Origin of the sequence: Xanthobacter autotrophicus (genome assembly GCF_029991245.1) — a bacterium.
In the GTDB taxonomy this organism is placed as follows: domain Bacteria; phylum Pseudomonadota; class Alphaproteobacteria; order Rhizobiales; family Xanthobacteraceae; genus Xanthobacter; species Xanthobacter autotrophicus_C.
The window spans coordinates 1-13,669 of sequence record NZ_JAIVFO010000126.1 but is presented as its reverse complement, the minus strand read 5'-3'; the positions used below and the strand labels follow the sequence as shown (position 1 = coordinate 13,669).

13 protein-coding genes are annotated in these 13,669 nt (G+C 69.1%); 7 read left to right on the top strand and 6 right to left on the bottom strand.

The window, feature by feature from the left end; translation table 11 throughout:
• On the bottom strand, window positions 1-660 hold a 660-nt coding region (locus K9U41_RS17870), incomplete at its 3' end, for a class I SAM-dependent methyltransferase (protein WP_282642227.1).
• A gap of 169 nt (window positions 661-829) precedes the next feature.
• Between K9U41_RS17870 and gloB the strand changes: the two genes are divergently transcribed.
• Entirely contained in the window at window positions 830-1,603 is a 774-nt protein-coding gene (gene gloB / locus K9U41_RS17865; RefSeq protein WP_282642226.1) for a hydroxyacylglutathione hydrolase, read from the top strand.
• Window positions 1,604-1,606: 3 nt separating this feature from the next.
• The gene (locus K9U41_RS17860) at window positions 1,607-2,044 is read left to right on the top strand and encodes a cupin domain-containing protein (protein ID WP_282642228.1); all 438 of its coding nucleotides are present in this window, start codon (window positions 1,607-1,609) and stop codon (window positions 2,042-2,044) included.
• A gap of 41 nt (window positions 2,045-2,085) precedes the next feature.
• On the opposite strand, the gene K9U41_RS17855 is transcribed toward K9U41_RS17860, so the two are convergent.
• From K9U41_RS17855 to K9U41_RS17845, 3 genes are all read right to left on the bottom strand, one after another.
• Complete coding sequence (locus tag K9U41_RS17855) at window positions 2,086-2,631, bottom strand: sigma-70 family RNA polymerase sigma factor (RefSeq protein WP_149575837.1); 546 nt, start codon at window positions 2,629-2,631, stop codon at window positions 2,086-2,088.
• 397 nt (window positions 2,632-3,028) lie between these two features.
• On the bottom strand, window positions 3,029-3,319 hold the full coding sequence (locus tag K9U41_RS17850; RefSeq protein ID WP_138401494.1) for a general stress protein: 291 nt from the start codon (window positions 3,317-3,319) through the stop codon (window positions 3,029-3,031).
• Window positions 3,320-3,696: 377 nt separating this feature from the next.
• On the bottom strand, window positions 3,697-5,457 hold the full coding sequence (locus tag K9U41_RS17845; RefSeq protein WP_282642225.1) for a sensor histidine kinase: 1,761 nt from the start codon (window positions 5,455-5,457) through the stop codon (window positions 3,697-3,699).
• 311 nt (window positions 5,458-5,768) lie between these two features.
• Between K9U41_RS17845 and K9U41_RS17840 the strand changes: the two genes are divergently transcribed.
• Both K9U41_RS17840 and K9U41_RS17835 read left to right on the top strand, forming a co-directional pair.
• Window positions 5,769-6,560: a response regulator gene (locus K9U41_RS17840; RefSeq protein ID WP_282642224.1), complete on the top strand. Its 792-nt coding sequence runs from the start codon at window positions 5,769-5,771 to the stop codon at window positions 6,558-6,560.
• A 159-nt stretch (window positions 6,561-6,719) separates the two neighbouring features.
• Window positions 6,720-7,019, top strand: coding sequence for a DUF883 family protein (locus tag K9U41_RS17835; RefSeq protein WP_282642223.1), 300 nt, complete (start codon window positions 6,720-6,722; stop codon window positions 7,017-7,019).
• 38 nt (window positions 7,020-7,057) lie between these two features.
• Here the strand turns inward: K9U41_RS17835 and K9U41_RS17830 are convergent, their stop codons facing one another.
• Together K9U41_RS17830 and K9U41_RS17825 are read right to left on the bottom strand one after the other, a co-directional pair.
• Window positions 7,058-9,958, bottom strand: a complete 2,901-nt coding sequence (locus K9U41_RS17830; RefSeq protein ID WP_282642222.1) for a hybrid sensor histidine kinase/response regulator — start codon at window positions 9,956-9,958, stop codon at window positions 7,058-7,060.
• A gap of 335 nt (window positions 9,959-10,293) precedes the next feature.
• The gene (locus K9U41_RS17825) at window positions 10,294-10,815 is read right to left on the bottom strand and encodes a PRC-barrel domain-containing protein (protein WP_282642221.1); all 522 of its coding nucleotides are present in this window, start codon (window positions 10,813-10,815) and stop codon (window positions 10,294-10,296) included.
• Between the two features lie 305 nt (window positions 10,816-11,120).
• Here K9U41_RS17825 and K9U41_RS17820 point away from each other — a divergent pair, with 305 nt between their 5' ends.
• From K9U41_RS17820 to K9U41_RS17810, 3 genes are all read left to right on the top strand, one after another.
• On the top strand, window positions 11,121-11,600 hold the full coding sequence (locus tag K9U41_RS17820) for a TerB family tellurite resistance protein (protein WP_138401488.1): 480 nt from the start codon (window positions 11,121-11,123) through the stop codon (window positions 11,598-11,600).
• A gap of 61 nt (window positions 11,601-11,661) precedes the next feature.
• Window positions 11,662-12,429: a glutamine amidotransferase gene (locus K9U41_RS17815; protein ID WP_282642220.1), complete on the top strand. Its 768-nt coding sequence runs from the start codon at window positions 11,662-11,664 to the stop codon at window positions 12,427-12,429.
• Window positions 12,430-12,556: 127 nt separating this feature from the next.
• Window positions 12,557-13,480, top strand: coding sequence for a sugar phosphate isomerase/epimerase family protein (locus K9U41_RS17810; protein ID WP_282642219.1), 924 nt, complete (start codon window positions 12,557-12,559; stop codon window positions 13,478-13,480).
• Window positions 13,481-13,669: the final 189 nt, after the last annotated feature.

Here is a 13,669-nt window from a genome sequence, read left to right as displayed (position 1 = left end):
TAAGAGACAGGGGCGGTAGAGCTGCTTGGTCGCCTCCACCACCAGCACACCGGAGAACGGCAGAGAGAACTGGGCGCCCACGCGCTCCCACGCCACCGCCGTGCGCAGGAACCAGCGGCTCGGCGGCGCGTACAGCGCCTCGTTCCAGCCCACGGGGGTGAACAGGGCCTGCCGCAGCAGCGTCACCACCTGGCCGCGCGAGAACGGGCGGCCATTGCCGAAGGGCGTGGTGTCGAGCCGCGCCCACACCCCGCGCCGGTTGGGCACCACGGCCAGCAGCCGCCCGCCGGGGGCCAGCACCCGCCACACCTCGTTCAGCATCTCGGCGGCGTTGGGAGTCATCTCCAATGCGTGCACCGCCACCACCCGGTCCATGCTGGCGGTGGGGAAGGGCAGCAGGGTCTCGTCGGCGAGGGTGGCCAGCGTCGGCGCGGCGGAGGGCCAGCGCACCACGCCCTGCGCCGCCGGCATGACCGCAAGGCACCGCTCGGCCTCCTCGCGGAACACGCCGAGATAGGGCGTCGCATAGCCGAGGCCCAGCACGCGCAGGTTGGTCACGTCGTCGAAGCGCGCGCGGATGGCCCGCCCCAGCAGGCGCCGCGTCATGATGCCGAGGGGTTGGGCGTAGAAATTGCGCAGGTCGACGACGTCGAGAAACATGGGTCCCCTTCTCCCGGCCGCCACCGGTCTGCCGAACGCGGGGGTGTGCACACCCCGCCGGCCGCTCTTCCGCTCGGCGGCTTAATAGAGGATCATGCCGGCCGCGTCCGCAACCCATTCGGGCGCGATGTCGAACGCCGTTCCGCTCGCGCTCCGGAGACCCGAGACCGTGCCAGCCGAAATCCGCCTCGTCCCCTGCCTGTCCGACAATTACGCCGTCCTGATCCACGACCCGGTTACCGAGGCGACCGCCGTGGTGGACGTGCCGGAGGCGACCCCGGTCATCGCGGCCCTGGAGAAGGAGGGCTGGAACCTCACCCACATCCTCGTCACCCATCACCATGCCGACCACACCCAGGGCATCCCGGCGGTGAAGGCGCGATTCGGCGCCACCGTGGTGGGACCGAAATCCGAGGCCGACCAGATCCCCGGTCTCGACGTGGCGGTGGTGGACGGCGATCCGGTGGCGGTGGGCTCCCTGGTGGGGCGGGTGCTGGAGACCCCCGGTCACACCGCCGGCCCGGCCACCTACCTGTTCGAGGGCGAAAAGCTGCTGTTCTCCGGCGACACCCTGTTCACGCTGGGCTGCGGCCGGCCGCTGGAATGCGAGCCGCCGGTGCTGTGGGACTCGCTCCAGCGCCTGCGTGCGCTGCCGGAGGACCTTCAGGTCTACAGCGGCCACGAATATACCCTCGCCAACGCCCGCTTCGCCGCCACGGTGGACCCGGACAATGCCACCCTCATCCGCCTCTATGGCGAGGCGCAGAAGAAGCGGGATGCCGGCGCCCCCACCATCCCCTCGCGGCTGGGCGACGAACTGGCCGCCAACCCGTTCCTGCGCGCGGACGATCCCGGCATGGCGGAACGCCTCGACATGGCGGGCGCGGAGCCGGCCGCCGTGTTCACCGAGCTGCGGCTGCGCAAGAACGCCTTCAAGGGCTGAATGATGGCCGGCGCGCGCGACGGCCTGTCGGCGGCGGAGGTGATTGCCCTCCTCCAGCTCCAGCCGCACCCGGAGGGCGGGCATTTCCGCGAGACCTTCCGGGATGCGCCTGCGGGGGGCGGGCGGGGCGCCTCCACAGCCATCTATTTCCTGCTGAAGGCGGGCCAGCGCTCCCACTGGCATCGGGTGGACGCGGCCGAAGTCTGGCACTGGCATGCCGGCGCGCCGCTGACGCTTGCCATCGCCGATGGCGAGGGGCGGCGCGAGGTGGCGCTGGGGCCGGATCTCAAGGCGGGGGAGCGGCCGCAGGCGGTGGTGCCGCCGTTCGCGTGGCAGGCGGCACAAAGCCGGGGGGACTGGACGCTGGTGGGCTGCACCGTGGCGCCGGCGTTCCACTTCGAGGGCTTCGAGCTGGCCCCGCCCGGCTGGGAGCCGGACTGAGGGTGTGGGCCTTGTTCAAGCCCACGCGGGATTGAGCGAAATCAGCCCACGCTGCGGGCGGCGGACATGGCGACGGCGTCGCCTTCCACCACGTCCGCCGTGGTCTCGGCGCCCATGAGGACCAGCAGCTTGGCGCGGGCGCGGTTCACCCGGCTCTTGATGGTGCCCAGCGCGCAGCCGCACACCTCCGCCGCTTCCTCATAGGAGAGGCCCGCCGCGCCCACCAGAACCAGCGCCTCGCGCTGGTCGTCGGGCAGCCGGGCCAGGGCCTCCTTCAGGGAGGAGAGGGTGGCCGACCATTCCTGGCTGGGGCCGATATTGGTGTCCTGCTGGGCCAATGCGCTCATGCCGTCGTTCTCGCGGCGGCGCTTGCGGATCTCGGTGTAGTAGGTGTTGCGCAGGATGGTGAACAGCCACGCGCGCAGGTTCGTTCCCGGATCGAATTTGTCCATGTTGGACAGGGCCTTGAGCAGGGTTTCCTGCACCAGGTCGTCCGCTTCCGTGCGGTTCCGGGTGAGCGACCGCGCGAAGGCGCGCAGCGCCGGAAGGAATTCGAGCACCTGCGTGCGCAGGGCGGCGGCATCCATCTCTCGACGACCCCTTTCCGGGCTTTCCCTTTCGCGATCCGCGAGCAAGTCCATTCGGCGGCCTATCTTTCGGGCGAGTCGGTTGGGCAACTCGGGGTGTGGCAAGGGCAGTGGTCGGTCACGGCATCCGAGATCCTATACGGAGCGCCCGGTCATCCGGCGCACCGGCCAGGGGGCTCGGCGGCAACAAGAACAGCCCTCGCATGGTAGCGCCCTCCCCGAAATCACCGGTCCCGGCCGGCCCCTTGCCGAACGGGGACGTGCCCACGAACCTGGACCCCACGAACCTTGACCGCACGACCCTGGACCGCACGCAAGCGCGGCCAGTGTCCATGGCAGTCAACGTCGCAAAGGGCCTGCCGGTTCCGTCTCCGGCGTCGGTATCCGGCGGCGGCGCTCAGGAGGTCCCACCGGTGGGCGGGGTGCCGCCCGACTGGCTGCTTTTCTGGCCGCCCTTCTGTCCGGCCTGCGAGGCCAGCGTCCGGTCCCGAGAGAAGCTGCGATGCTCGTCGGCGACGCTCTGGCCACCCTTGCGTCCCGCTTCCGCCGCCAGCGCACGGTTCTGGAAGAAGCTGCGCTTTTCCGCGGGAACGCTTTCGCCGCCCTTGCGGGCAATGGCCTTCTGCTTCTCCGCATCCATGGCGGCGAACCCGCGTTGCGACGTGCCCTTGGTTCGAGCCTTGTCCATGTGCTCTCGCTCCTGCCAATGGGGGCCATATCGCCACGGCGATACCCCTGGAGCCGGATCCGATCAGGTGTTCCGGCGAATCCGTCTCCCAATCCAAAAACAACGCGTTGTCCGGTCAGCTTGGTGCGCAGGCCAATCAGCGCGTGCTCGGAGGACAACGAGCCAGGATGGCTCCGGTTCCGATTGAACCGCCCAAGATTGAGCCGGCTTCCGCGCCGATCGTGCAGTCCCAAGGAAAAACAGTCATTTTCGGCGGATCGCATGGCGCCAACGGTCCGGTCCAGTCATGGCCGGCGGCAGCAGGTACCGCGCCCGCCATGACGGCTCGCGGCCCGGACTTGTGGTCCCGGACTCGTGGCCCCGGACTCGCGGACATCTCAATCGCTCTGGACGGTCTTCGGTGCGGTGCCCATGCGGCAGGGGAAGTCCCCGGCCACCACCATGCCTCCGCCCACCTCATCGCTGCGGCTGAGGCTGCCTCCGAGCTGGGCGGCGAAGCCGGTGGCGAGGTCGGTGGTCGAGCCTTTCTCGTCCCAGCGTCCGGCCCCGCTGCGCAAGGCGAGGTGCAGGCGATCATCCCTGCGGCTTCCGCTCAATACCAGCGGGGCGGGGCTGGTGCCCTGCGGCAGGGCAAGGTTCAGCGCCACCTCCACCACCATGAGGGCGAGGGGCACCGCCATGTCGGTGGGCAGGGGCACGTCCTGCGCCTCCACCGTGATGCGCACGCTGGCATCGGTGCTGCCCTCGATCAGCGAGGCCAGTTCGCCGAGCAGCTCGCGCAGGTGCACCTGGGAGCCGTCGTTGGCCTCGTAGAGGATGCGATGCACCAGGGCGAGGGTGTTCACCCGCAGCCGCAGCTGGTCGAAGCGGCGGCGGTCCTCGCTCTTGCCGATGCCCGATCCGTAGAGGCTCAGCAGGCTCACCACCACCTGGAGGCTGTTCTTGATGCGATGGTGGATCTCGCGCACCAGCGCGGTCTTCTCGGCGAGATTCTCGCGCAGGCGGGCGTCGCGGTGGCGCACGGCGAAGGCCATGTTCTCCACCGAATGGCCGAGCACGCGGAACTCCGAGGGCGCCGCATCGAGGCGGGTGGGGCGGAAGCCGTAGTGGCCCTGCGCATAGACCGCCGTCACCCGGCGCAGATAGAGCAGCCAGCGCAGGATGATGCGGTCCACCGCCACCCACAGGGCGGCCAGGGACAGGACGATGATGAGCGCCGGCAGGGCGATGCTCGCCGCCACCGTCACGAAGGTCCAGCCGAACAGCCGGTCGGACGGCATGGCGAAGGCCACGGTGAGTCCGTCGCGGCCCAGCGGCGCGGTGGCGAAGGTCCAGTGCCGGCCGGCGGGGTCGGTGCTGTCGTAGAGATTGCTGCGCAGGTCCTGCCCCGCGGTCTGGAACAGCTCGCGCTGGAACAAGGCGGCGCTCATGGCCCGGGCGTTGGACACCAGTTCCTGGCCGCGGCTGGAGAACAGGGCGACGATGCCCGCGGAGGGCGGGGTCTGCTGCCTCAGCAGGTTGTCGAGCCAGCTGATATCGATGCCCAGGGCGATGGCGCCTTCCAGCCGTCCGGCGGCGTCGCGCAGCGGCAGGACGCCCACCAGGACATCCAGATTGGCGCCGGGGCTGCGCGCCGGGCCGACCAGGCTGAAGCCGGTCCTGGCCATAGCATCCTTCCACCAGAGTTCGTCGCCCGCCGCGCGGCCGGGGAAGGGCAGGGCCGCGCAGGTTACCCGGCCCTGGGCGTCGAGCACGCCGATATTGGCGGCGAAGGGCAGGCTGATGGTGGCGCCCCGCAGGGTGGCTGCGCAGGTGGGCCCCGACGTCCGCACCTCTTCCACGTTCTTGAGCGCATAGAGCACGTTTTCCGTGGAGGCGAAGATGTTCTGCTGCGTGCCGGCGGCGGCCACGGCCTGCTGGAGCAGGCGCTGGCGCGCATCCTCCTGGGCATCCGAGAGCTGGGCCACGCCCTGGGCGATGTTCAGCACCGCGATGGGCGCCAGCGCAAGCAGGACGACGAGGACGAGGCGGCGGCGGACGCTGTCGAAAAGCGTGCGGGGCTGCCCGGCGGCCGATGCAAATATGGCACTGCGCTCCCTGTGGCGTGCCCGCGTGGCCTCCGCCTTGCCCAAATCCATGATCGCTCCGCAAGGACCGCGGATGCTCCGACTGGCCGGAACCCCGTGTCCGCGCCTCTTTTTTGCGGCCTCCGGCGCAAACCGGAAACTCGCCGCTTAAGCTCGTCTGCGCACGCAGTATAATGCGATGCGTGGCCCAAGGTTCCCGCACGCGGGAACTTCCTGTGCCGCTTGGGCGTTACGAGGGTTTGACAGCTGTCGCTTGAGCTTGCGGTCCGGCTTCCGGCAAAGTTTGCGCTTCGAAAGTTCGCGCTTTGCCCGTTCCGGTCCGGCAAGCCGGATTCCAACACGTCAGTTCCAAGGGATTTCGCATGGTATCGAACTCGCTCGTCAAGCAGCTTCCATTCCTGCGGCGCTATACGCGGGCGCTTGTGGGCTCGCAGGCGGCCGGCGATCTCCTGGTCCAGAACACGCTCCAGGCCATCCTGGACCGCAAGGTGGCGGTGGATGCCGCCGTTTCGCCCCGGGTCGCGCTCTACAAGGCGTTCCACGAGGTGTGGAACCGCCAGCCGCAAGGCGGCGCGGTGCCCTCGCGCGCCGACCAGCGCCTCCAGGCCATGGACCTGTCCTCGCGCGTGGCGCTGCTGCTGACCGCCATGGAGGGCTTCTCCTTCGCCGAGACCGCCAACATCCTGGGCACCTCCCTCGACGAGGTGGAGGCGCAGGTGGTGGCGGCGCAGCGCGAGATCGACCGCCAGATCGCCACCCGCGTCCTCATCATCGAGGACGAGTGGGTGATCGCCCTCGACCTCAAGACCCTGGTGAGCGAACTGGGTCACGAGGTCATCGGCGTCGCGCCCACCCATTCCAAGGCGGTGGAGCTGGCCAGGGCGGGCAATTTCGGCCTGGTGCTCGCCGACATCCAGCTCGCCGATGGTTCATCGGGCATCGAGGCGGTGACCGAGATCCTGGAGAGCTTCAACGTGCCGGTGATCTTCATCACCGCCTTCCCGGACCGCCTGCTCACCGGCGAGCGGCCGGAACCGACCTATCTCATCACCAAGCCGTTCCTGACCGAGACGGTGAAGGCCACCATCGCCCAGGCACTGTTCTTCCACGAGGCGAAGGCCGCGCCCGAGACCCTCAAGGCGAAGTCCGCCTGACGACGTATCGGGGGGCGGGCTGGAACCATCGGGCCGCGACGGTCGTCTCTATAGCAAGGGCGCGTGTCCGGTGCGGCCGGGCCTGTCAGCCGTTCGCGAGGCCTCCCTTTGGGGGCCGTTCGGCCGTTCGTCACTCAAGTTCATCCGTGGAGACACCACATGGTCCAGAAGCCCGAGATCGTGAGCACCACCGCCGAGCCCAGCCTGAGCGACGTCCGCGCCGACCTCGACCAGTTGCGGGCCGATTTCGCCCAGCTGATCGACACCCTGGGCAAGACCGCCAAACATGGCGTCAAGGGTGCCAAGGGCGAGGCGTCGAGCGCTGCCGAGGACGTGTCCGACTGGGCCGAGGGCCAGTATCTGACCCTGCGCGAGAGCATCCGGGAGCAGCCCATCACCGCCTGCGCCATCGCCGCCGGCGTCGGCGTCATCCTGGGCCAGATCCTGCTGCGGCGCTGATCGCCCTGCCGTAAAGGGAGTGGGCGTCGCCCGCTCCCTCATTCGCTTTCGATGTCGAAGCCGAGCTTGCGCAGTCCGCTGCGCAGGGTGGCGCCGTCATAGGGCTTGCCCATGAGCGCGATCCGCGGCGAGCCGCCGAACTCGCCTTCCAGTTCCTGGGTTCCGTAGCCGGTGGCGATGATGACCGGCAGGTCGGGCGCAAGGGTGCCGAGCCGGCGCACCACCTCGTCCCCGCGCAGGTCGGGCAGGCCCACATCCACCACCGCCAGCACCAAAGCGTTGCGCGACAGGTCCGCCACCGCGGCCTCGGCGTGGGCGAGGGCGGCGTGGCCGTGGGATGCCACGGTGACCTCGAAGCCGTAATCCTCCAGGATCTGCCGCGCCACCATCGCGACGAACGGCTCGTCCTCCACCAGGAGTACGGTGCCGCGGTTTCCCGGCGCCTCCAGCACGTCCTTCACCTTCGCCACCAGCTCCGCCTGGGTGAACGGCTTTGTCAGGAGGCGCACCCCATGGTCCAGCCGTCCATGATGAACGGCGGCATTTTTCGCATACGCGGTTGTAAATAGCACCCTTACCGTGGTGAGCCGGCGCTGCACCTCCTCGGCCAGATGGCGCCCGTCCATCGGGTTCTCCTCCGCGTCCGTGCCGAGGCGCAGGTCGGTGAAGAGCAGGTCGGGTTCTGCGCCCGCCTCCAGCGCCGCGAGGGCGGAGGCGGCGTCGGCGGCCTCCACCACCGTGTGCCCGGCATTGCGCAGGGTCGCGGCGCTGAGCGCACGGAGCGCGGCGTCGTGCTCCACCAGCAGCACGCGGGCGGCGCCGGCGTGACGCGAGGGATCCGGGTGGGGGGCGACCGGCTCGCTCGCCACGTCGTCGGGATGGCGCGGCAGATAGAGCTTCACCGTGGTGCCCTCGCCGGGGGCGCTGTAGATCATCACGTGGCCGCCCGACTGCTTGACGAAGCCGTAGACCTGGCTGAGGCCGAGGCCGGTGCCCTCGCGCGGGCCCTTGGTGGTGAAGAAGGGCTCGAACGCCCGCGCCCGCACCTCCTCCGCCATGCCGGAGCCGGTGTCGCAGACGAAGATCGCCACGTACTGGCCCGGCTCCAGGTCCTCGTGGGCGGCGCAATAGGCCGCGTCGAGATAGGCGTTGGCGGTCTCGATGGTAAGCGTGCCGCCCGACGGCATCGCATCTCGCCCGTTCACCCCCAGGTTGAGAATGGCGTTCTCCAGCTGGTTGTGGTCGATCTCGGCGCGCCAGAGGCCGCCGGCCAGTACCGTTTCCACCGTCACCCGCTCGCCCAGCGCGCTGCGCAGCATGTCGGACATGCCGGTGATCAGCTTGTTGATGTCGGTGGGGCGCGGGTCCAGCGGCTGGCGGCGCGAGAAGGCGAGCAATTGCTGGGTCAGGGTAGCGGCCCGGAGCGCGCCCTGGCGGCCATAGTCGAGGAAGCGGCGGATGTCGGTGGCGTCCTTGTTGGCGTCGTCCCTGGGCACGCGCCGCTCGGCGGCCTCCAGATTGCCGATGATGACCGTGAGCAGATTGTTGAAATCGTGGGCGATGCCGCCGGTGAGCTGGCCCACCGCCTCCATCTTCTGGGCCTGCCGCAGCTGCGCCTCGGCCTTCAGGCGGTCTTCCATCTCCTGCTTGAGCAGAGCATTGGCCCGCGCCAGTTCCACGGTGCGGGCGCTGGCGAGGCGCTCCAGGTCCTCGTTGGTGCGGGCGAGGGCCTCGCGGGCGGCGACGATCTCGGAAATGTCGGTGCAGCTGCCGTACCAGCGGTCGATGCGCCCGTCGTCGTCGCGCACCGGGACCGCGCGGCACAGGAACCAGCGATAGCTGCCGTCTCCGGCGCGGAACCGGCACTCGCGGCTGTAGGAATCGCCCGAGGCGAGGGAGCCCTTCCAGGCATCGAGGGCGGGGGCCTGATCATCCGGATGCAGGAAGGTGTGCCATTCCGCCACCACGCCCGCCGGAGGAGTGACGCCGGTATATTCGCCCCAGCGGCGGTTGTAATAGTCGCCCTTGCCGTCGGGGGTGGCGGTCCAGACCATCTTGGGCAGGGCCTCGGCGAGGAGGCGGTAGCGCTGCTCGCTCTCGGCCAGGGCCTTTTCGGCGGTCTTGCGCCCGGTGATCTCGGTGACGATCATGCCCACAAGCCCGATGGACTCGCCCTGGGTGCGCACCGGGAAGAAGCTGACCAGAAAGTGGCGCCACACGCCCGGCGCCGCCGGGGTGGCGCCTTCCACCTCCACGTCGGCGAGGACGCCGCCGCTGGCGCGCACCTGTTCCAGTCCGGGTGTGATCGCGTCGGAGAGCTGCGGCAGCATGTCGGCAAGGGAGCGGCCCACATGTTCGCCGGCCGGAATGCCCACCATTCGCGCCAGCGTCTCGTTGACCCGTATGAAGCGCAGCCGGCCGTCGAAGAAGGCGAAGCCCACGGGGGCATGATGCAGCAGGGCTTCAAGGGTGGCCACCACGGTGTTCTGCTCGGTCACCGCCGCCAGAAGCGCGCCGTGGGTGGCGTTCAGGCGGCGGACGCTCACCCGCATCAGCGTGCCGATCATCCACAGGCCGAGAGCGTTCACCGTGAAGGAGAACAGGCCGGCCACCGCACCGAAGCTGCCGTTGCGGATGTTGCCAAAATCGCGCCCGAGATCGCTCCACGCGTCGGCCGGCAACAGGGCGCCATTGGCGAGCACGAGGGCAACCACGGCGCCGAAGCCCACCCGCGCGCCGCTGATCAGCGTGACGACGATGATGGCGGGCAGCTGGAACAGGAACGGTGCCAGTTCCCGCAGCGAGAGGCTGAGCCCGTAGCGCAGGCCGAAGGCCGCCGCCAGCACCACGCAGGCGAAGCCAAGCCGCGATGCGAGCGAGCGCGATTCCGAAATGACTTTGAGGAAAAGGCCGGCAAGGCCCCGGCTGGACAGGTTCATCCATGCTCCTGCAGCGAACGGGCCGCCACAATGCCCTTGATGGGGCGCCAGATTCAACCTTGAAGGCTTCCGCGGCGGCGGATCCATGATGCGGGAGGCGGGTGGTGTCTCAGTTTGAAACTCCGATGTTCCGACTGGGCGCACCGTGGAACCCTCCCCCGCAAGCGAGAGGGGAGCGGCGACGGTGCTCCATTTCAAACGGGGACACGGGCGCCGCGTGGGTGTACTCAGGCCCGCGGGCAAATGAAAACGGGAGCCTGCCGGCTCCCGTCTCCCTGCCGGGACATTCGCCCCCGAAACACCGGTGCTGCGGATGTCCGGTCTTGCGCCGCCGATCAGCGGGTGGTGGCGGGCGGCGTGGTGACCGGACGGGCCGGCGTGGTCACGCTGCCGGTGGTGGCCGGCGCCGCTTCGTACTTGGCGAACTCGGGCGCCGCCTTCAGCTCGTCCTTGGTCTTGCGCAGCACCAGGCGATTCTTGCCGTCGGTGTTGCGGGTGACTTCCACCGCCTGGAACGGCACCGCCACATCCTTCTCGCCGACCCCAAGGAAGCCGCCCACGCCGATCACCGCGGCCGAGACATTGCCGTTGCGGTCGAGGACCAGGTCATTGATCTCGCCCAGATTCTCGTCGGCGGCGCCGTGGACGGACATGCCGATGAGGGTGGAGGCGAGGTGCTGGTCGGCGCGCTGCTGCTGGATGAAGGCCTGGCTCCCCTGGCCCGAGGTCGCGCCCGGCGTCATCGGGGTGGTGGCAGCCGGGGTGTTGGGCATGGCGGGAGGGGTCATGGTCTGGGCCATGGCGCTGGTGGAAAGAAGAAGCGTCGCGGCGGCAGCATAAATCGGCATCTTGTTCATATTTTCCTCCTCGCGGAATTTAAGAATTCGCGAATGGCTCAGGTTGAGCCGATCAGAACAGAAGCTTCACCGATCATGTGGGAAGCTTGAGCGCTTGCGATCTGGACCGTGAGCGATCATTCGCATCAACCTTGCAGACAGGCGAAGGCTTTCATCTTCGGTCTGCTGTAAGGTAAACTCTGTCTGCAGGGCCGGGTTCCAACCTTAATTTCGTCGGGCGCCCGACCCCGCCCTGGACGCCGCTCTTGCGCGCCGAAAGGCGGCATGGCACAGCCGGATCAGCCCCGACCAAGGATTGAAGGCGCATGTTCCGCACCCTCTCCGACTTCATCACCGACATCACCGGCGGCGCCCGCGAGGCGGCGGCGTTCGACGAGAACGACTATCGCCTCGCCGCGGCCGCCCTGCTGGTGCACGTGATGTCCATCGACGGCGCGGTGACGGTGGAGGAGCAGGCCGTGCTGCGGACCATCCTCGCCAACCGCTTCGGCCTGGACGAGAAGGAGAGCGAGGCCCTGGTCGAGCTTGCCATTGCCAAGGATGCCGAGGCAGTGGATCTTTATGCCTTCACCAGCGTGCTGAATCGCGCACTGGACGACGAGGGCCGCCGCCGCATCGTGGAGATGATGTTCGAGGTCGCCTATGCCGATGGCGGCCTGAGCGAATTCGAGGACAACCTCGTGTGGCGCGCGGCCGAGCTTCTGAACGTCGGCTCGCGCGATCGCATCCGCATCCGCCGCGAGGTCCGGGAGGAGACGGAAACAGGCGGTGAGCAACCGGAATAGCTCGGTCCCAGGCTTTACTCCGGCGGGTCCTGAACCGGCGGAAAACGCGCGGGCGGCAAACGTGCAGCCGGAAAGCTTGCAGCGGGACATCCTGGCGCCTGCGGCCGGTACCGTGCTGGTGGTGCTCCATCAGGCGCGCTCCACGCCGGGCCGCATCGGTGAGCGCCTGGAGCGGCGCGGCTATGCCCTGGACGTGCGCCGACCGGCCCTGGGCGACGCCTTGCCCGAGCGGCTCGACGGCCATGACGGGGTGGTGGTGTTCGGCGGTCCCATGAGCGCCAACGATCCCAGCCCCTTCATCACCGAAGAAATCCGCCTGCTGGAGCGGGCGCTGGCCTCAACCACCCCCAGCCTTGGCGTCTGCCTCGGGGCCCAGCTCATGGCCCGGGCCCTGGGCGCCCGCGTCGCCCCCCATGAGGCCGGTGCCTGCGAGATCGGCTATTATCCGCTCGAACCCACCGACGCCGGCGCCGCGCTGATGCCGTGGCCGAGCCATGTCTACCACTGGCACTCGGAGGGCTTCGACCTGCCTGCGGGGGCCGACCTGCTGGCCACCGGGGCGGATTTCCCCAACCAGGCGTTCCGTTATGGCGGCACCGCCTATGGCCTCCAGTTCCATCCCGAGGTGACGCGGGAGATGATGTGCGCCTGGACCGAGCGCGGCGCCCACCGCCTCACCAGCCCCGGCGCCCAGCCCCGGGAGGCGCATCTGGATGGCTGGGGGCGCTATGACGGGGCGGTGTGCCGCTGGCTCGATGCCTTCCTCGACGCGTTCCTGGGGCCCCGCCCCGGGCCGCGCAATGGGCAGACCGAACCGGAATCGGCCTGAACCCGGCCGCTGGCGATGAACCTCCCGATGCGGCGCTAATCCCTGCACGACTGTCATCGTCCTGCAGTATGGTGGCGCAGCGATGCCCCTACCGCCGCGCCCGGCGGCGCTGATCTGGAGATCCACCATGGATGCCCGCACGCCCGCCGCCGCCATCCGCGGCATCGGCTATTCGATCCGCGCCACCGCGCCGGAGTTCGAGGACCTGCCGGAAAAGCTCGACGAGGCCGAGGCCCTGGGGGTTGATTTCGTTGAGCTTCCGGCCTTCGCCTGGACCCTCGTGGTCGACGGGCGGGTGCTTGAGGACCGTCTCGACCGGCTGGTGCGGATGACCCGGGAGCGGCCTTTGGGCTACACGGTGCACGGGCCGCTCGCCATCAATCTCATGTCCCCCAAGGCCCGCCTGCCCCGCCATGAAGCGCTGCTGGATGCCATGATCGCCATCTCCGGCGCCCTGGGGGCGGTCAACCTCGTCCTCCACACCGGCTGCGTGCGCGGCGACGACGATGTGGACGTGGCCTATTCCCGCCAGCGCGACGCCCTCGCGCGGGCCGGCGACAAGGCGGGTGAGGTGGGCGTAACGCTTTGCGTTGAAAACATCTTCCGCTTCGAGCCCATGCGCGAGACGGCGCTGCCCTCGCGCCTTGCCGGCGAGCTGGACGCCCTCGACCACCCCCATGTGCGCGCCACCCTGGATGTGAGCCATGCGTTGCTGCGCGCCACCGAGGCGCGGGTCGATTTCCTGAATGAGATCAGTGCCCTGTCCCCCTTTGTGCGCCACGTCCATGTGCACGACAGCTTCGGCCGGCCGCTGGAGAGCTGGACCATGGACGAGGCCGAGCGCCTTGCCTTGGGCGAGGGCGACCTGCACCTGCCGGTGGGCTGGGGCGGCATCAAATGGGATGACGTGGCCGCCCGCTGCCGCTTCTCCCCCGGCACGGTGGTGAACCTGGAGCTGCACCGCCGCTACTGGAGCGAGCTTCCCGCCCAGATCCCGGTGATCCGCGCCCTCGCCGACCGCTTCGCCGAGACTGCCAGCGTCCCGGCCTGAGGTGGCCGCCCCGGCGGCGTGAAGAAAACACGTCAAAACAATCAGCTAGAGCATTTTCGCGATTCATTGGAACGCGGAAATGCTCTAGCTTGGCGCCGGGAGGATCGCTGCCATGCACAGAGCCCAAGAGCCATACGCTGCCGCGCCGAACAAAAAAAAGCCTGCACCTGTCGCCCCCATCCCAGCACC